Here is an 18469-nt window from a genome sequence, read left to right as displayed (position 1 = left end):
GTTGAGTGGGTGACGGTGGGGCGCCTTTCCGCTCCCGACCTCCTCTGTGCACACGTTTCACTGTCTGTGGGCGGCTACTTGCCCCCTCGGGCGCGGGGGGGTGTGGGTCATATTGATTAGGTACCCTGTAACCTTAATTACTCGGCATCTGCCCCACGTGGATGCAAGCGACGAGAGGTAAGACCCATGGGAACCGACGCCGTCGAACTGGCCCGAGCGCTGTTCCGCATCCTCGAGACCGGTGACGCGACTCTCGCCGCTCAGGTGGTGGCCGACGACTTCCACAACCGCGAGGCTTCGGTCGCGCCTGCGGCCTGCTCGATCCCGGGACCTGCCGGTGTACTCGCCTCGGGTGCGTGGATGCGCTCGGCCTTCAGCGACCTGCGCTTCCCGATCCTGGAGGCGGTGGAGGGCGACGGGCAGGTCTGGGTACGGCTGCGAATGCAGGGCCGCCACACCGGGGCCTTCGTGCGGTTCGACGAGGGTTCGCTCGACCAGGCCATCCCTCCGACCGGGCACGAGATCGACTTCGAGCAGATCCACGTGCTGGATCTGCGTGACGGCAAGGTGTTCCGGCACGAGGCCGTGCGCGATGACATCACGATGCTCGGACAGCTCGGTGTCTTTCCGCCCGCCCCGGCGACAGCGTTGCGCATGGTGGGCTGGAAGGTGAGCGGGCGCGCGTCCCGGGCGGCGGCGCAGGTCACGGCGCAGGCGGCCGAAGCGGCTGCGCTGGTGAACCGGGTCAGCTGAACCGACGCGAGCGGGCGCCGGAGCGGGCAGCTGTCAGGCGTCCGCCGGCGCACCCCGCGCCCCTCTTCCGCCCAGTCGCCCGGAGCAAGCGGCCTTTACTTGTTCCGGGCCTTCGTGTGTCCGCCGTGCGGAAAGGGGGGCTGGACTGGGCCGTTCCGCCGCAATCGGGGCTGTGCGCAGGCGGGTTGTCCGGAAGGGCGTAGCGCCTGCGCCGTAGTGTCCGCCCTGTGCGGTACTCGCCCTGCCTTTTTGATGCCCGTCGCGCGCCTTACAGTCCGAGAGTCGGCGTGTGCTCTCCACCGGCGGCGACGCCCACCCTGCTGCCTCCGGCGCCGTCGATCGGGCCGATTGCGGGCGGGTTCGAGTGGGCCCGCGTAGCAGGGAGTGCCGCGCAGGTACGGGATTGCGACCCGCTTCGACGTGAGGCACCAGTCAGGATCCAAATACTTGACGAAGCAACTGTTCGTGTTATGTTGCTTGTCGGGGCAAGGTTCCTACCTGCTTCGAGAGTGTCTTCACGAAGGGTATTCGCATGGTCAAGATCGGTATCATCCTTGGTAGCACCCGCCCGGGCCGCAATGGCGAGGCGGTGGCGCGCTGGGTGCACGACGTCGCTTCGCAGCGCACGGACGTCGAGTTCGAGCTTGTCGATCTGCTGGACTACAAGCTGCCGCACCTTGACGAGGCGATCCCGCCGTCGATGGGTCAGTACCAGCAGCCGCACACCCGTGAGTGGGCGAGCAAGATCGCTTCGTTCGACGGTTTCGTCATGGTGACGCCGGAGTACAACCACTCGACGTCGGGCGCGCTGAAGAACGCGATCGACTTCCTGTACGCGGAGTGGAACAACAAGGCCGTCGGGTTCGTCGGTTACGGTTCGCTGGGTGGCGCCCGTGCGATCGAGCACCTGCGTCTGATCTCCGCCGAGCTGCAGCTGGCGGACGTGCGTGCGCAGGTCTCGCTGTCGCTGTTCACCGACTTCGAGAACTTCAGCACGTTCAAGCCCGGCGAGCACCAGGTCGAGGCGCTGAACGCCACGCTGGACCAGGTCCAGGCCTGGAGCGCGGCGCTCGCCCCGCTCCGCGCTGTCTGACGTTCACGCGTCGGCTCGATCGTTCCAACGGCCTGTGGGGGCCGCCTCTCCAGGCGGCCCCCACAGGCGAACCGCCGCGCAGCGGCGGTGACCCCCGGCGCGACCGATGCGCGCTCGGCGTCAATGGCGCCGCCGAACAGCCCATCGGTCCGCCCGGGGATGCGTCCGACCCCATACGGCGCGCGGAGCAGGACACTGCCTTACCCGGCGGTTTCCGTACGGAGGATCGCCGCGCCGGCCTGTCGGCGGACCTGGTTGAGCGACCCGGCTCCCGTACGTCCGCCCGGCCCGTGACCTGTGGGCGAAGCAGCTTGATCCACCTGCTTCAGCCCGCAACCCGGCGTCCGCTCGTGAAACCACCGAGCTGCGCCACGCGTACCGACTTCCGCCGGACCGGACATGCGTCCGGGGTTTCGGCACGTCAGGATGGTCGGGTGGCCCTTCTCGGCGAAAACCCATCAGTACCAAGGACAGCAGGACACTAGGAGCCAATCGCATGAGTACCTCAGCTCAGATCGGCGTGACCGGCCTCGCAGTCATGGGGCGCAACCTCGCCCGGAACTTTGCTCGCAACGGCTACACGGTGGCGCTCCACAACCGGACCGTCGCCCGGACGAAGGCCCTCGCGGAGGAGTTCGGTCACGAAGGCGACTTCGTTGTGGCCACATCCGCGGAAGAGTTCGTCGCGGCGCTGGAGCGACCCCGCCGTCTGGTGATCATGGTCAAGGCGGGGGATCCGACCGATGCGGTGATCCAGGAGTTCGCCCCGCTCCTCGAGCCCGGCGACATGATCATCGACGGCGGCAACGCCCATTTCGCGGACACCCGCCGGCGTGAGCACGCACTGCGCGAACAGGGCATTCACTTCGTCGGCACGGGTGTCTCCGGTGGCGAGGAGGGCGCGCTCAACGGACCGAGCATCATGCCCGGTGGTTCGAAGGAGTCCTACGAGTCCCTGGGCCCCATGCTGGAGAAGATCTCCGCGAAGGCCAAGGACGGCTCGCCCTGCGTGACGCATGTGGGACCGGACGGCGCCGGGCACTTCGTGAAGATGGTGCACAACGGTATCGAGTACGCCGACATGCAACTGATCGGTGAGGCATACGAGCTGCTGCGCGACGTCGCAGGGTATTCGCCCTCACAGATCGCGGACATCTTCCGCACCTGGAACACCGGCCGCCTCGACTCCTATCTGATCGAGATCACCGCCGAAGTCCTGTCCCACGTGGACGAGGCGACGGGCAAGCCGTTCGTGGACGTGGTGCAGGACCGTGCCGAGCAGAAGGGCACCGGCCGCTGGACCGTGCAGATCGCGCTCGACCTGGGCGTTCCGGTCTCGGGCATCGCGGAGGCCGTCTTCGCGCGCTCGCTGTCCGGGCACGCCGAGCTGCGCGAGGCTTCGCGGGGGCTCGCCGGGCCGAAGGCCGAGCAGCTCGGAGCGTCGGAGGCCGCGGCCTTCGCCGACCGCGTCGAGCAGGCCCTGTACGCGTCGAAGATCGTGTCGTACACGCAGGGATTCCACGAGATCGCCGCAGGCAGCGACGAGTACGGCTGGGACGTCGACCTCGGCGCCATCGCGTCCATCTGGCGCGGCGGCTGCATCATCCGCGCGGCGTTCCTCGACCGTATCCGCGCTGCCTATGACGGTCGTCCCGACCTGCCGAGCCTGCTTTCCGACGACACGTTCGGTCAGGAGATCGCCGAGGCCCAGGACGACTGGCGTGAGGTGCTGGTCGCGGCGACCCGCCAAGGCGTCCCCGCACCGGGCTTCGCGGCGGCCCTCGCCTACTACGACGCCCTGCGTGCGGAGCGGCTGCCTGCCGCGCTCACCCAGGCGCAGAGGGACTTCTTCGGCGCGCACACCTATCGGCGCACGGACCGCGACGGTTCGTTCCACACGTTGTGGGGCGGAGACCGGTCCGAGGTATCGGCGTAGGCGGCACGCCCATCGGACGAAGGTACACCCGGCTGCGCCCATCGGTGCGGCCGGGTGGCTGCGTCGCGGCCCGTCCACCGTCCGACGCAACGCACAAGGTGGGGCGACGGAGTCAACCCGTGACGATCCCCGTCTCGCGGTGACCCGGCTCCGCGTCTGAGGGGATCGCTGCCTCTGAGGCGAGCGGTGCCGCGTCCAGCAGGATGCTTGCCGCGGCGCGCGCGGTGGTGGCGGCGGCGGGGTCGTGGTCCATCCGAGCGGACTGCGACGCTCCGTCGTACAGGAGGTGCAACTGGCGGGCCACTTCCTCGGGCGCCGCATATCCGGACTCCGTGGCGAGTGCCGTGAGCAGGTCGCGAAGCCAGGTCCTGTTGCTCTCGGCGGCGCGTCTGATGGAGCTGTCCTCCGGCGCTTCGGCAGTGGCCCGGGCGAAAGCGCAGCCGTTGTAACCGGTTTCGGTGAACGCCTCGCCCTGGGCGTCGAAGACTCCGAGCAACTGCTCGCGCGGGGTCCGGAAGCGCGTCAGCGTGCGGGTGATCCGATCCCGGATGCGGACACTCCGGTGGTCGAGATAGGCGCAGACAAGACCTTCCTTGTTGCCGAAGGTGTTGTAGAGGGATGCCTTGGCGACGCCCGCATGCTCGATCACCCGGTCGATCCCGACGGTCTGAACGCCCTCGCGGTAGAAGAGCTCGTCGGCAGCTTCGAGCAGACGCTCGCGCGCCGGCAGCTTGGCTCCACTTCTGGGTGCCATGACCATCACTCCCTCAGACAGTTCTGTCTACTCTATCTCTGCGGCGACTGCGAGTCGATGGTCCTCGACTCCGGACACGCTCTCGGAGGGGACACCGGCCGGAGCCGCCGTTCCTGTCGCCGCTTCCGCCCGACGATCGCCGCGCAACAGCCCGGGAAGCGCTACGAGAGCGAGCACGATGACCGCCGCGCCGTACTCCCTGGCGGTCTGCACCAGCCCGCCGTGCACCACGAGGACGCCACCGATCACGGCCGGCAGGCCCAGACCCAGGTAGCACACCACGTAGAGCAGGGACAGCACGCCGGCGCGTTCGTGGAGCTCGACCTGCGGCATCACGAGTCGGATGCCGCCCTGGAATCCGCCTCCGAAGCCGAACCCCGAGACGGCGGCGCCGACGAAGAAGCCGATCACGGAGACGGTGCCGCCGTTCCCGGCGGCTATGGACACGAGAGTGATCACCACGCCGATGACCAGGGTGCTCACCCCGATCAGCATGACCCGTCGCGTTGCCTTGGTCCGTAGGACCAGTACGGACAGCCCGGCGGATCCGGCCAGGACGAACAGGGGCAGGCCACCCCACACCACGGAGCTGGAGTGCACCAGGGTCCGGGTGATGGCCGGTCCCAGCGCTCCGTACAGACCGGTCAGCGCCCACACCGCGAACAGGACGGGTGCCGCGATCACCACGGAGGCGCGCGCGGACTTCGGCAGTTTGATCTCGGGAACCAGGCTGGCGAGCGCCCCCGGCTTGCGGCTCGCGGTTTCATGCAGGCGGAGCACGGCGACTGCCTGGAGCACGAACACGCCGAGCAGGACGAAGTACACGAGGCGGGTCGGCCCGGGCAGGTACTGCACGATCAGCCCGGACACCAAGGCGCCGCTGGCCGTGCCCAGTGTGGGCGCCAGGGAGTTCAGGAAGCCACCCTTGCGAGGGTTGATGTCGAGCATTCCGGCACCCAGGGCCCCGACGGCGGCCCCGGTGCTCACGCCCTGGATGACGCGGGCGACGAGGAGTGAGCCCACCCCGTCGGCGGTGGCGAACACGATCATCGCGAGGGCCTGCCCGATGAGGCTGACCAGCAGAACGGGCCGTCGGCCCACGTGGTCGGAGAACTTTCCGAAGACCAGGAGCGATGCCAGCACGGCCACCGCGTACACGCCGAACACGACGGTGATGGTGATCGGTGAGAAGCCCCAGTGGGCCTGGTAGATCGCGTAGAGCGGAGTGGGCGCGCTCGACGCGGCCAGCAGCGACACGAGGATCGAGGCGAGCAGGGCCAGGGACGCGGCCGGTCCCATGGCCCGGCGGCCCTGCGCGGCATGCGCCGGAGCGCGCCTGGCAGGGCTGGTGGAAGGGGCCGCTTGAGGAGCGACGGACGCGGTTCTCATGGATCACCCTCGGGGCTCGACGGAAAGGATGGCTCCATAGTAGACAGGTCTGTCTAGTGGTGAGTCTCCTCAGGCTGTGAGTCGTGTCGCACGGCGAGCGGCACCCCCGCTCCCGTCGCTCCCTGCATCCGGTCCCGTTCGTTCCGTCATGCCAGTGAGCCCGACGGTGAACGTCTGCCGCGCGGTCGAGACGTGCCTACCGGTGCACCGCGTGTCCGGCGGCCCGTGGGTGCGGCACACCGGATGGTGTGCCGCACCCACGGGCGTTCCTGCGTCGGTCAAGGACGACCCGCAGAGGCCTTGCGGAAGCTGCTGCTGAACCCGTTGCCGACCCACCAGGCCGAGACGGCGATGAGGACGACCGACAGCACCAGGCAGATGCCCGTCGTCGACCACTGCAGAGGCCAGAGGTCCGAGACGGGGTGGTAATCGGCCCAGCGTCCCGAGATGCCGTGTGAGCTGAGGCACGGCCCGGGGTCCTTGGCGGTGAAGCAGTCCCAGGCTTCGGGTACGTGCCGGCCGGTCGGTGACAGCGGACCGTCCGCCACGAGCCACGCGTCGTCGGGGACCGGGGGCGTGGAGGTGTGCTGGGCAGTGGCCGTGTGGCGCGGCGGGAGATAGGGACGGGCCCACTCGATCATCGCGAAGAGCCCGCCGCCGAGGGCGAGTGTGGCACCCATGGCGAGGACGGTGCGGCGCAGGAGGAGACCCAAGGTCATTCCTACCAGGTAGAGCAGGACACTCAGGCCGACGACGACGGGCCCGATCCCGTAGAAGGGGTACCAGTACTGCCACTGCTGGTACCCGGCCGTTTCGACGATCGGGTGCCACCACCAGGTCATCGCGGCTGCCATCACGCCGCTGATGACCACGACCATGGCGAGGGGCACACAGAGCTTCGCCATGAACCAGCGCATGCGGGTGACGGACTGGGTGGCGACCGTGCGGTACGTGCCGGACTCCAGCTCCTGCGCGATCTGTGGGCCACCGAGGAACAGACCGAACAGGAAGGGAAGCAGGAGCATGGCCTGCAGAGGGCGCCGGATCGGGTTCTGGTGGTCGTGCTGGAACGCCACCAGGTCTCGTACGCAATCGACGGAGCCCGCGTGGGCGCGGCAGGCCCGCAGGTGCTGCGCGCCGGCCGCCGCAGCCACACTCTGGTGCTGGATGACGGCGTAGACCGTGAGTGCGGCCGCGGCTGCCAGGCCGATCCAGAAGGCTGTGCGGTTCTGTCGCCAGATCAGCCAGGTCAGTCCGCTCAGCCGCAGGCGGCGGGCGGGCCGGACTCGTGTCAGCGGGGCACCGGCGCTCATGCCGCTACCTCGCTGTCGCCGGCGATCTGCGCGCTCGGAGCGAGCAGTGTCGGTGCGTCGGGCGTGCGGAGGTAGCCGATCACGAGTTCCTCGAGCGTGGGAGGGAGAAGGCCGAGCTCATTCGACAGTGCCGGACCGGTTCGGACGAGTGAGGTGATCCGGCCGTCCGCGCTGGACGTCGCGATCACCGTGTGCCCTTCGAGATCCTTCCGGTGGCGCGCGTGATCAACGGAGTCCGTGGTGAGCCGGCGGTGCTGGGCGAGGAGGGTGTCCACCTCGCCGGCGAGGCGCACGGTGCCGCTGTTGACCAGCACGAGGTAGTCGCAGGCGCTCTCCAGCTCGGAGACCAGGTGCGAGGACATCACGACGGTCGAGCCGTTCCTCCTGGCTTCCTGCTGCAGGAGATCTGTCATCTGATGGCGGACCAGGGGGTCCAGGTCGGCCATGGGCTCGTCCAGGAGCATCAGCCGGGGCTGTTTGCCCAGGGCCAGGGCGAAGGCGACGCGGGTGGACTGTCCGCCCGAAAGAGTGCCGACGCGGGCGCTCATGGGAATGTTGCCGGCCTCGACGACCGACTCGGCCGTCTCCTGGTGCCAGGTGGGGTTGAGCTCTCGTCCCATCCGGAGGATCTCGTGGACGCGGAAACGTGAGTAGAGGGCCTTCTGCTGGCTGAGGAAGGCGGTGCCCTGGCGTGCTTCAGCGGTGCCCGGATGGTGTCCGGACAGCGTGATCGTGCCGGTGGTGGGCTCGATCAGATGGGCGGCCATGGACAGAAGGGTGGTCTTACCGGCGCCGTTGGGACCGACCAGTGCGCAGATGCGGCCGGCGGGAAGGCGGAAGGAGGTGTCGCGCAGTGCCCACCCGCGTCGGTAGCGCCTTCCGAGGCCGACGGCCTCGATCGCGGGTACTCGAGGGGCCTCGTGGCCCCTGGGGGAATCGGTCATGACGTACTGGCCTGTGCTCTTTCCGTAGGTGATGGCGTGCGTGGTGAGGCGGGAGCCGCGCAGCGGATGCGGCTCACCGGACGAGGCGAAGGTCGGTTCTGCCGCCTTCGGCCGGCCGGGCAGTGCCGGCCGGCGACGTGACCGGCGAAAGAGGGGACGATCGAGATGTGATGGAAGGCGGGTGACGCGCCGGAATTCGTGTGTATTCGGCGAAATTCCGCTCATTGGAATGGATGGTGCATGCCGATCAGGACACGACCGCGTTTCATGCCATAGCCCAAGCCGACCCGGGCCGGGATTCCGGCCGAGACCGATGCGCGGCTCGACCCGCGTCGGAAGGCGCCCGTCCGGCGGCCGCTCGTGCTCAGCTCATGGCGTGTGTCCGTGTGCAGGCACCCGCCCGCACACGGACGAGAACGCGGGCCGGCCGCCCACCGGCGCTCCCAACTCCTCACCTCACCCGCGTGCTTGCGTACGCCCGGTTGACGCGTGCCGGTGGATCAGTGCAGCGACCACGAGGAAGGCGCCGCCGACGAGCAGTGCGGCCACCGCGCCGAGCCCGGGGACGTTCGGCAGGTTCAGTGCCACGTGGGCCCAGACCCGATCGAGGATCTGTACAGCCGCGAATACGGTGACGAACAATCCCGTAACGGTGAACAGAACTGCGGGGATTCCTGCCCGCATGAAATCTTCGGAAAGCTTCTTGAGGTTCATGTTCATCACGCTAACGATCTGGAGAAACTGCGGCTTCGGCCATAGGTACGCCTAGTTCGCAGACCAAGGAAGCATGGGGATGCGGGATCTCTGTACTTTGGTATGTCCGCTGAACCGGACTGCCGGATTCGTGAACGGCACTGCGTGACGGTGGCAGCCCACGCGCACGAGCGGATGCGCAGCCTGGCCGCTCGCGCTCCAGGCGACGGCGTGGGCGTTCGTGTGCGACTACTCCTGTGCCGAGGGCCTTGAACGTCGCGTCGGTCGGCTTATGTGTTTGACAACGCAACTACATGGAGATTTACTTTCCTAGACAAGCACTGCCGACGGGGCGCGGTCACGATCGGTGATTGGCCCGCAACGGCCAACCCGGCGGCCGCACGGCCACCACCAGGCGTAGGAGTGAAGGTGGCTGAATCGCCCGTCGCCGTGTTCGACAGACTTGTCCGGCAGGACGTGCCGGAGTCCACGCCGGTCCTGTTCGACACGGCCTGTGTGCTCGGCGGCAGCATTGCCGGCCTCCTGGCCGCCCGTGTGCTCGCCGACTACGCCCGTGAGGTGCTGGTCATCGAGCGCGACGAGGTGGACGTGACCGGGCAGCCACGGGCCGGTGTACCGCACGATCAGCAGGCCCACGCTCTGATGCCTGGCGGGCTCGCACTGATGGAAGGCTGGCTGCCCGGCATCACGGACGAGATGCGTGATGACGGTGGAGTCCTGCTCACGCCGGACGCGATGGACTTTTACGTCGACGGCGTGGAGCAGTTGCGCACCGGCGACACGCACATGCTTCTGTCCAGCCGCCCCTTCCTCGAATCGGCGTTGCGCCGCCGCGTACTCGACCTGCCCAACGTCTCGACCATCACGGCGCAGGTGACGGGCCTCGTGTACCAGGACGACGCGGTGAGTGCCGTCCGGTACCTGGAGGTGGACGGCGAGGACATCCTGCCCGTCGACTTCGTCGTGGACGCGATGGGTCGTTCCAGTAACCTTTCGGACTGGCTGGACGAGGCGGGCTACAGCCGGCCTCACCAGCAGCGCATGGAGACCGGCATCCACTACACGACCGCCGTGTTCGGCGGAGCCGGCACAGGCGCAGACCGGCGGTTCACGACACTCCAGTACCCGCAGTTCGCAGGTCCGGGTGGATTGGCCGCGGGCCTGGTCGTTCCGGTCGAGAACGACCAGCGAATGGTTTGCCTGCTCGTCTACGGAGGCAACAAGCCTCCCGGGTCGATGGAGGAATTCCGTGCGCTCTGTGACAGGCTTCCGGCGTCCTTCAGCAGGGCTGCCGACGGTGTCGTCGTCCGCGATGTGATGAGATTCCGTCAGGCCACCAGCAGGCGCCGCGACTTCGTCGGGCTCGCGCACTTCCCGGCCCGCATCGTGAGCGTCGGGGACGCGGCGGTGTCCCTCAACGCGAAGTACGCCCAAGGTGTGTCCTCAGCCGCTCTGCACGCGGCCTGTCTGTCCGACTACCTCGCCAGTGACCCCGATCTCGCCCTTCCCGGACAGCGCTTCTTCGCTTCGCAGAAGGTCGCGACGGACGCTGCATGGGGACTCTCCGCGAGCGCGGACGCCGTGCGGACGGACATCCTCCAGGGAGTCGAGAGGAGTGAAGAACTTCAACGGCAGCGGTCCGCGATGGAGCAGCTCATGCAGGCTGCCCGGACCGACGCGACGATTGCCGAGGCGTGCCAGGCGGTTCGGTTCATGTTCGCCCACCCCGACACCCTGGCCGACCCGGCGCTGATCGAGCGGGCCGTTGCCGTGAACCAGCGGGCGGGCAGGCTGTGATGAGGCACGAACCACGTTGTCCGCCTTGACACCTGCGCAGTCGCAGTCGCCACGAGCCGACGCGCCGGTTAGGAAGAACTCACCCGGACGCAATCCTCACTCAGGACAAGTCCGGTGGGCTCGCGCAAAGTCCCCAGAAGCACAACATCCACATCTGTCTTCAGACATTACGAGAAGGAATGATCATGTACATTGCAGCCGTTGTCCTCAGCATCCTGCTGGCCCTCGCAACTCTCGCCGCCGGCGCCCCCAAGGCGCAGCTCAAGGGTGATGTGCCTGACGGTCTGATCCAGAAGGGCCTCAGCGCCACCATGGTCCGCCTGATAGGCCTGGCCGAAGTGGCCGCGGGTATCGGCCTCGTCGTCGGCATCTGGTGGCAGCCGCTGGGTATCGCGGCTGCGGCCGGCCTGGCCGTCGTGTTCCTCGGGGCGATCAGCTTCCACACGAAGTGGGGCGACTACCGGGACAGCGCCGCCCGCAACGCAGCTATGGCCCCGGTCATCTTCCTTGTTCTTGCGGTAGCCTCCGCCATCACCCTGGCCGCTTCTTTGTGACGGAACAGCCGTTGAACGCGGATGAGAAGCGGCGCGTCGGGTCCAGGAAGAAGGAAGCCTTGTGAAGGAACAGCGGATCAGCATCGACGGGCAGCGCGTCAGCTACACCGCCTCGGAAGGAACCGGGCGGACGGTCGTCCTGGTGCACGGGAACTCCTCCTCCAGCCGTGTCTGGCGGCACCTGCTCAACGGCCCCTTCGGTGAGCGGTACCGCTGCCTCGCACCGGACCTGCCCGGCCACGGCGGGTCAGCACACTTCGGGCGGGCCGACGACTACTCACTGCGGTCCTACGCTTCCGTTCTCGCCGGCTTCGTCAGGGAACTGCAGGCTGAGGACGCGGTGATGGTCGGCTGGAGCCTGGGAGGACACATAGCCCTTGAAGCAGCCTCCGTACTGCCCGAGGCCGCAGGGTTCGTCCTCTTCGGTACCCCGCCCGTCGGCAGCCCGGCCGATGTCGGCCGGGCCTTCCTGCCGAACCCCGCCATGGGCGTCGGATTCTCCCCGGAAGTGGACGCCGAAGCAGCTTTGTCCTACGCCAGGAGTTTCCTGGCCCCTGGATCGAAGCTGCCGACCGAAGAGCTCGTCGCGGACGTGCTCGCCACCGACGGGGCGGCTCGCGCCGGCCTCCTGGCGAGTCTCCAGGCTGGGGCCTTCGCCGACGAGAGGGCTGTCGTGGAACACCTGACGCAGCCCCTTGCGGTGCTGCACGGTGAGGGCGAACAGCTGGTCAGTTCGGAGTACCTGAACGGAATCAGCATGCCGACGCTCTGGCGCGGTGCCGTGCAAATCCTGCCGGGCGTCGGACACGCTCCTCATCTGGAGGCCCCGGAGGACTTCGCGCACATTCTCACCCGGTTCATCACCGACCTGGGCTGACCCCATGGCGCGCACCACGGCAGAGCGTCGGTGTTCCGGCCGGATCCCTCGGCCGGGGCGCTGAGGGCCTGCGAGCCCGGTCCCTGGTGCCTTCGGATCACGCCTGACGGGTCTGTCGCAGGCGCGATCACGTGCCGAAAGCCGACGAGCGTCCGCTCGTCGGCTTTCGGCGCTTCAGCAGATGCGGCCCGCCTCCTCAGGCGGCGGCTCCGGAGTCACGCCGGTCAGGAGCCTCGGAGGCCCCCGGTGTCCCGGCCGTGCCGGGCCGGCTTCCCAGGAAGCCGGCCCACCCTTCCGTCGGCTGCCGGCCGACATCCAGCCCACGCAGCGCGGCCAGCACTTCGGGCCGCTGAACATCGAGCCAGTCGGTGAACTGGCGGAAGGAGACGAGGCGCACGTCGCCGCCGTTGTCCCTCTCCTGAGCTATGTGCTCAAGCGCCTTTTCGACGGCGTCCATGTAGATACCGCCGTTCCACTCCTCGAAGTGGTTGCCGATGAAGAACGGCGCCCGATTCGACTCGTAGGCCCGCTGGAAGCCGGATATGTAGGCCTGGGTGGCCTGGTCCCGCCAGCCGGGGTAGTTGTAGGCGGGAGCCCGCGTCGAGTTGACCGACTGGTTGGCGAGCATGTTGTAGTCCATCGACAGGACCTCGAAGGAGTGTCCGGGGAAGGGAATCTGCTGCAACGGCAGGTCCCAGACCCCCTCCCTCTTCACGGGCCAGACCTGACGGCCTCCGGGTGAGGAGGCGTCGTAGCGCCATCCGAGCTCGAGCGCCGTGGGGAGCAGACTGTCCTGACCGAGCAGGCACGGGGTCCGACCGCCCACCAGTTCCTTGTCGTAGTCGAAGGGCAGAGGCGGCTCGTCGGTCCAGCCGGTGTTGGTCCGCCACTCCTTCACGAACGACTTGGCCTGGTCTATCTCCGTCCGCCACTGCTGGGGCGTCCAGTTGCCGACGCTGCCACGACCGCCACAGAAGTGGCCGTTGAAGTGCGTGCCGATCTCATGGCCCTCCAGCCAGGCCCGGCGCACGTTCGCGAGGGTGGCCTGGACGTGCTCGTCGGTGAGATAGCCGATGTCCGAGGCGCCGCGCGGATTGTTCGGAGGGTCGTACAGCCGCTTCTTCGACTCGGGCAGCAGATACAGGCCCGAGAGGAAGAAGGTCATGTACGCCCCGTGCTGCTGAGCCAGGTCGAGAAAACGGGGGAAGAGCCCGTTGCCGACCTCGCCCGCGCCGTCCCAGGAGAAGACGACGAACTGAGGAGGGGTCTGGCTGGGCTCCAGTGGCACGGGTGCGGCAGGCTGGTGCGGCTGCTTCCCGGTGTACGAGGTCGAACCGTCTCCGATGAGCCGGACGGTGGGTTCGGCGGGTCCGGTGGTACCGGGGGCGGCGGGGGTGCCGCTCGGGCCGTCGACCGCGTGCGCACTTTTCGGCGATGCGAGGGAGTGGCACGCCGCGAGTCCTACGGCGGCTGCTGCGCCCGCGCTCAGGCCGAGAATGCCCCTGCGGGTGAAAGTGCGCATGAACGCCCCATTCGTCATTTCTCCTGCGTGTACGCCTTGCTTGACGTATCAAGGTACGACGGTTTCGACGTATATGTGTATCCGGCGTTAGTAATGTCACGGCCCATGATGCGGGTCTGTGCCGGCCGGTCGGATCCGCTGGGTGCCTCTGCGGTCACGATGCGTTCGCGGCGCTTCCTGCTTCCTGCTTCCTGCTTCTGTGCCGACCATCGGCGTCGTTGTGGAGACGGGTGGGCCGCTCTACCGGTTCGGTGAAGTCCATCGTGGTGCGGAGGTGCACCGGTCCGCGCGAAGCACGGCGGGCGCCCGCCGTGCGCGTCGGCCAGGCCGTGAACGAGCCATGGCCGTAGGCGGCCCTCACCGACTCCTGCCGCCGCGCGCGTCGCCACTTCCCCTTCGCTCCACCCGGTAGTCCGTCATCCTGATGCGCCGGGTGCGGCGCCGGAAGGCCAGCGCGGTGCCGGGCCACAGGACGGTGTTACGGCCCGAACGCGGATCCTGGTACCAACTGCGGCAACCGCCGGACTGCCAGACGGTGCCGGCCATGCGCCCGTCCATCCACTCGTTGAAGGCGCCCTGGACATCCGGACGCACCTCGAGCGAGTCCGCACGGCGGCGGCGCAACCGGCGCAGGAGGGAGACGACGTAGCGGGCCTGCGACTCGATCATGAAGATCTGCGAGTTGTGCCCGAGTCCGGTGTTCGGCCCGACCATAAGGAACATGTTGGGGAATCCGGCGACGGTGGTCCCGAGGTAGGCCTGATTGCCGTCCTCCCAGGCTTCGGCGAGTGTCACACCGCCTCGTCCCGTGATGTCGATGCGTACGGTGTTCTGGGAGTCGAATCCGGTTCCGTAGACGAGGACGTCGGCCGCGACCTCGACTCCGTCGTCACCGACGACGCCACCCGGCCGCACCTCACCGACCCCGCCGCGCCGCACCTGGACATGGGGTCTGGCCAGAGCGGGATACCAGTCGTTCGAGACGAGGAGCCGTTTGCAGCCGACGGCGTAGTCAGGAGTGACCGCCGTGCGCATGTCCGGGTCGGGTACCTGCCTCTCGATCAGCCTGCGCGCCAGCGCCTCGGTCTTCGCCATGGCCCTGCGGTCGCTCACGAACCCGGCAGCCCGCTCCTCGTGGATCCGGAACAGCCGCTCACGTACCCACCAGCGGTAGGGAGGGAACCACCGGGCGAGCAGACGGTGGCGCCTGTCGAAAGGGCGGTCGGCCTTGGGGACTATCCACGGCGGAGTGCGCTGGAAGACGGTGAGCGCCGCGACTTCGTCCACGATCGCCGGAACGAACTGGATCGCGCTGGCGCCTGCGCCGATGACCGCCACCCGCTTGCCGCGCAGGTCGACGTCGTGCCGCCAGGCCGCGGAGTGGAAGGCCGGCCCGTCGAACGAATCGATCCCGGGCAGATCCGGGTAGGCGGGATGATGCAGCGGACCCACCGCGGAGACGAGGAACCGCGCGCGATACGTCTCGCCGGCTGAAGTCATCACCTCCCAGCGGGCCTCTGCCCCGATCCACCGGGCGCTGTCGACCCGCCGGCCGAAGCGGGCCCGGCCGACGAGCCGTCGCCGGTGGGCGACATCACGCAGATAGCCCAGGATCTCCGGCTGCCTGGCGAAAAGCCTGCTCCAGTCAGCCTTCTGATCGAAGGAGTACGAGTACAGCGGGGACGGGATGTCACAACCGCACCCCGGATACGTGTTGTCGCGCCAGGCGCCGCCGAGGTCGTCGGCGGCCTCGAGGATCACGAACGACGCGAAACCCGCCCTGTCGAGCATGGCTGCGACGCCCAGCCCGCTGAACCCCGCGCCCACGATCACGACGTCGACGACGGTGTGGGGGTCGGATTGCCCGGTGACCGGTTCAGAGGGGGAGCGCATCATTCTCCTCGGTGACGTCGCCCGCGCGAGGCCGGTCGTCGTCGGGAGCGGTGAGCGCGATCTCCACGAGACTGCGCTTCAGGACCTTGCCGGACGCGTTGCGCGGCAGTTCCTCCACGAAGAGGAACTCGGAAGGCACCTTGTAGTCGGCCAGCGAGGCCGCGGCGTGCCTGCGCAGAGACTCCACGTCGGGGGAGCAGCCGGAGCGCGGCACGACCACCGCGCGCACCCGTTCGTCCAGAATCGGGTCACTCACGCCGACCACGGCGACATCGGCGACGTCGGGATGCGTGTTCAGCGCGTTCTCGACCTCCAGGCAGTAGACGTTCTCCCCGCCACGGATGATCATGTCCTTGAGACGGTCGAGCACGCGCACGAAGCCCTGGCCGTCCACGCTGCCGACATCTCCGGTGTGCAGCCACCCGTCGACGAAGGTCGCGGCTGTGGCGTCCGGGTTGTTCCAGTAGCCAGCGCTCACCGCGGGGCCGCGCATGCACAACTCGCCCACGGTGTCCCGCAGGTCCTCCGGCCGGCCACCGCCGGCCGAGACCGCGACCTCGAGTCCCGCCACGGGCAGTCCCACTGTTCCGGCATGCGCGGAGTACTCCTCGCCCTCGGTGTACGTGGTGATCGAGGTGCCCTCGGTCAGCCCCCACACATTGGCGAGGGTCAGACCGGGCAGACGCTTTGCGACCTCGCCCGGGAAGTCCTCCGGAACCGGGGAGCCGCCCATGACGAAGAGGCGCAGGCTGGACAGATCGGGGGCGGTGTGTTCGGCTTCGAGGAGGATCAGGCGGAGCATCGCGGCGACGCCGGCGAAGAACGTGATCCGCTCGCGGGCCATCAGCTCCACCACGGTCTTCGCCTTGAACTCCGGCGTGAAGACGCAGCAGCCGCCGGCTGTGACGAATCCGACGAACTGCGACACCACGCCGACCGCGTGGAACATCGGAGCAGCGATGAGCGTGCGTTCGTCCGGCCCTGCCCCGAGGCGCTCGCGGACGGTGCGTGCGTTGAAGAGCAGGTTCGCGTGCGTGTGCATCGCACCCTTGGGCCTGCCGGTGGTGCCCGAGGTGTAGAGCAGGTGCGCCACGTCGGACGCGTCCCGCTCGCAGCCGGGCAGCGAACTCGGGTCCACGTCCGGAACTCCGGGGTCCGGGGCGGCCAGCAGTGTTTCCACCGGGACGACGAGCTCGGCGAATTCTCCCGGGATCCGGGAGCCCAGCATGCCCTGCCTGCCATCCGTGACGATCACCGTGGCACCGCTGTCGCTGAAGACATGGGTGAGCTCAGGACCGGCGAGCCGGGTGTTCACGAGTACGGCGATGGCGCCGGTGAGTTGCACGCCCATATAAGTGACGGCGTACTCCCAGCAGTTCGGCAGGAGGATCGCCACCCGATCGCCGGGCCCGACCCCCAGGTGCCTCAACCGGACTGCGACGGCGGTGGCCCGGCGCAGCACCTCGCCGTGGTGCAGACGCACGGGCCCGTCCACCAGTGCCTCGCGTCCACCGTGCTCGGCACCAATCTCGATGAATCTGCGAGCAAGTGTTTTCGCGCGCATCACAGCTCCTTGGCGTGCGTCGGAAGGAGGAAGGACGGGGCCATGGCCGGATGCCGGACATCTTTGGCCTCGTGCGTGACCGGGAAACGGCCCATACGTGTCTGCGAACACCGGTAGCAATGACCGGAACCGGCACACGTGTCGCCAATGATCGTACAACGCCCCGTCAGGCAGGCCGTCGCGAAGACGCGAGGGCTGCAGGACGACCGCTCAGGACCGCGGGTGGCGCCAGCGGTCGGCAGTGAACCCGTTCGGCGCATCTGGACACGGATCGCGGGGCCGGCCCTGATCGCCTTGTCGGCTCAGCATGTGATGTCGTCTGCGGCGAGGGCGGCGGGAATGCCGTGAGCCCGCGGCCGCGGTCAGGTCGTGTGTGGTTCCGGGCATTGCTTCGTGGTCCAGATCAGGCGTCCTGCGGGAACGGTGAGGTCTTGTGTCGGCGTACGAGTTGAAGTGCAAAGGTAAGTACGAGTGAACGTGCAGAGCTGAGTGCAGGGGCCGGGACGTGATGCCATGGCGGCTCATCGTGAGGAACAATGCTTCGCATGACGATTTGAAGAGCGCCCGGCGAACGGTGGCGATGGCTCAAGGTCGCGGCCTGGAAGACGGTGCCTGATGGGGATCGGCGGATCTGTGCGACCTGCGGGACGCCTGCCCGCTCGTACCAGTACCGCTTCTCTCCGCCTGAGTCCTCCATGTTTGAGCGGTGCATCGGGTTCGCGTGGTGTTCCGGCTGCCGGATCTACTCCGGCGCGATGGTTCACGTTCCCCGTAAGCGAGTTCTCATTGATGCGCTGGCATCGCTGCCCGACGATCAGCGGGAGCGTATTAAGCGGAGCGAAACCAGGTTGATCGAGTACCTGGACAGGCAGGCCCGGGGCAAGAGTTCACCATCCGGTCTTTGATGGTGCGGCAGTCTCACACGCCGGCCGACCCTGTAGCCGGGCCTCCGGCTGGGGCGGTGGTGCGACAGGGACACACCTCTGCCCGGCGGCCGCCCGTAGAACGAGCTCCGCCATGCTCCATCCGAGGACGGCGAAACCGGACCTGACGGCTCGGCGGGATGCGGAGTCGACCCCCGACCACTGAGCAGCCGACCCGCTCGGCGAAGGCAGGGCGGCTGAGCCGTCTGCAGCATCCGGCCCCGGGCGCCGTCAGCGGACGAGCAGCATTGCCGTACAGACACCGGCTTCCCGTGCCGGCAGATCTCGCCAGGGACCCCCGGTGGAACCTGAAACAGTGAGCTGTTTCCCACTACCCGTCAGGTCGGGTACGGCCCAGTGACCAATGTGCTTGACGTGACAAGTGAATGCGTTAGGCTGACTTCCCGAGTGAACGATGGGGTCCGAGTGATCTCGGTGGTGCT

The 18469-nt window shown here is 68.1% G+C and carries 14 protein-coding genes; 6 read left to right on the top strand and 8 right to left on the bottom strand.

The window, feature by feature from the left end:
• The first annotated feature begins 186 nt into the window (after window positions 1-186).
• From OG206_RS01665 to gndA, 3 genes are all read left to right on the top strand, one after another.
• Window positions 187-753: an ester cyclase gene (locus OG206_RS01665; protein WP_327111389.1), complete on the top strand. Its 567-nt coding sequence runs from the start codon at window positions 187-189 to the stop codon at window positions 751-753.
• 532 nt (window positions 754-1285) lie between these two features.
• Window positions 1286-1846 carry an NADPH-dependent FMN reductase gene (locus OG206_RS01660; protein ID WP_327111387.1) on the top strand — a complete coding sequence of 187 codons (561 nt, stop codon included), beginning with the start codon at window positions 1286-1288 and terminating at the stop codon, window positions 1844-1846.
• Between the two features lie 496 nt (window positions 1847-2342).
• A complete protein-coding gene (gndA, locus tag OG206_RS01655) occupies window positions 2343-3782 on the top strand; it encodes an NADP-dependent phosphogluconate dehydrogenase (protein WP_327111385.1) in 1440 nt (479 codons plus the stop codon).
• A gap of 112 nt (window positions 3783-3894) precedes the next feature.
• Here gndA and OG206_RS01650 read toward each other — a convergent pair whose 3' ends face one another.
• The 5 genes from OG206_RS01650 to OG206_RS01630 form a co-directional block, all read right to left on the bottom strand.
• On the bottom strand, window positions 3895-4536 hold the full coding sequence (locus OG206_RS01650; RefSeq protein WP_327111383.1) for a TetR/AcrR family transcriptional regulator: 642 nt from the start codon (window positions 4534-4536) through the stop codon (window positions 3895-3897).
• Window positions 4537-4563: 27 nt separating this feature from the next.
• Entirely contained in the window at window positions 4564-5925 is a 1362-nt protein-coding gene (locus tag OG206_RS01645) for an MFS transporter (protein ID WP_327111381.1), read from the bottom strand.
• 278 nt (window positions 5926-6203) lie between these two features.
• A complete protein-coding gene (locus tag OG206_RS01640) occupies window positions 6204-7238 on the bottom strand; it encodes an ABC transporter permease (RefSeq protein ID WP_327111379.1) in 1035 nt (344 codons plus the stop codon).
• Entirely contained in the window at window positions 7235-8182 is a 948-nt protein-coding gene (locus OG206_RS01635) for an ABC transporter ATP-binding protein (protein ID WP_327111377.1), read from the bottom strand. Before OG206_RS01635 ends, OG206_RS01640 begins: the two co-directional genes overlap by 4 nt.
• A gap of 456 nt (window positions 8183-8638) precedes the next feature.
• The gene (locus OG206_RS01630) at window positions 8639-8896 is read right to left on the bottom strand and encodes a hypothetical protein (protein WP_327111375.1); all 258 of its coding nucleotides are present in this window, start codon (window positions 8894-8896) and stop codon (window positions 8639-8641) included.
• A 408-nt stretch (window positions 8897-9304) separates the two neighbouring features.
• Here OG206_RS01630 and OG206_RS01625 point away from each other — a divergent pair, with 408 nt between their 5' ends.
• The 3 genes from OG206_RS01625 (at window position 9305) to OG206_RS01615 (ending at window position 12124) form a co-directional block, all read left to right on the top strand.
• Window positions 9305-10693, top strand: coding sequence for an FAD-dependent oxidoreductase (locus OG206_RS01625; protein WP_327111373.1), 1389 nt, complete (start codon window positions 9305-9307; stop codon window positions 10691-10693).
• Between the two features lie 185 nt (window positions 10694-10878).
• Window positions 10879-11247: a DoxX family protein gene (locus tag OG206_RS01620; RefSeq protein WP_327111371.1), complete on the top strand. Its 369-nt coding sequence runs from the start codon at window positions 10879-10881 to the stop codon at window positions 11245-11247.
• A 61-nt stretch (window positions 11248-11308) separates the two neighbouring features.
• Window positions 11309-12124, top strand: a complete 816-nt coding sequence (locus tag OG206_RS01615) for an alpha/beta fold hydrolase (protein WP_327111369.1) — start codon at window positions 11309-11311, stop codon at window positions 12122-12124.
• Between the two features lie 196 nt (window positions 12125-12320).
• Here the strand turns inward: OG206_RS01615 and OG206_RS01610 are convergent, their stop codons facing one another.
• The 3 genes from OG206_RS01610 to OG206_RS01600 form a co-directional block, all read right to left on the bottom strand.
• Entirely contained in the window at window positions 12321-13646 is a 1326-nt protein-coding gene (locus OG206_RS01610) for a hypothetical protein (protein WP_327111367.1), read from the bottom strand.
• Window positions 13647-14003: 357 nt separating this feature from the next.
• Entirely contained in the window at window positions 14004-15539 is a 1536-nt protein-coding gene (locus OG206_RS01605) for a flavin-containing monooxygenase (protein ID WP_327111365.1), read from the bottom strand.
• Window positions 15523-17103 (bottom strand): class I adenylate-forming enzyme family protein, encoded by a 1581-nt coding sequence (locus tag OG206_RS01600; RefSeq protein ID WP_327111363.1) that lies wholly within the window; start codon window positions 17101-17103, stop codon window positions 15523-15525. Before OG206_RS01600 ends, OG206_RS01605 begins: the two co-directional genes overlap by 17 nt.
• Between the last annotated feature and the right edge of the window lie 1366 nt (window positions 17104-18469).

Source organism: Streptomyces sp. NBC_01341, from assembly GCF_035946055.1.
Classification (GTDB): domain Bacteria; phylum Actinomycetota; class Actinomycetes; order Streptomycetales; family Streptomycetaceae; genus Streptomyces.
Note: the sequence above shows the minus strand (reverse complement) of the source record. Positions and strands in the feature narration are given on the sequence as shown.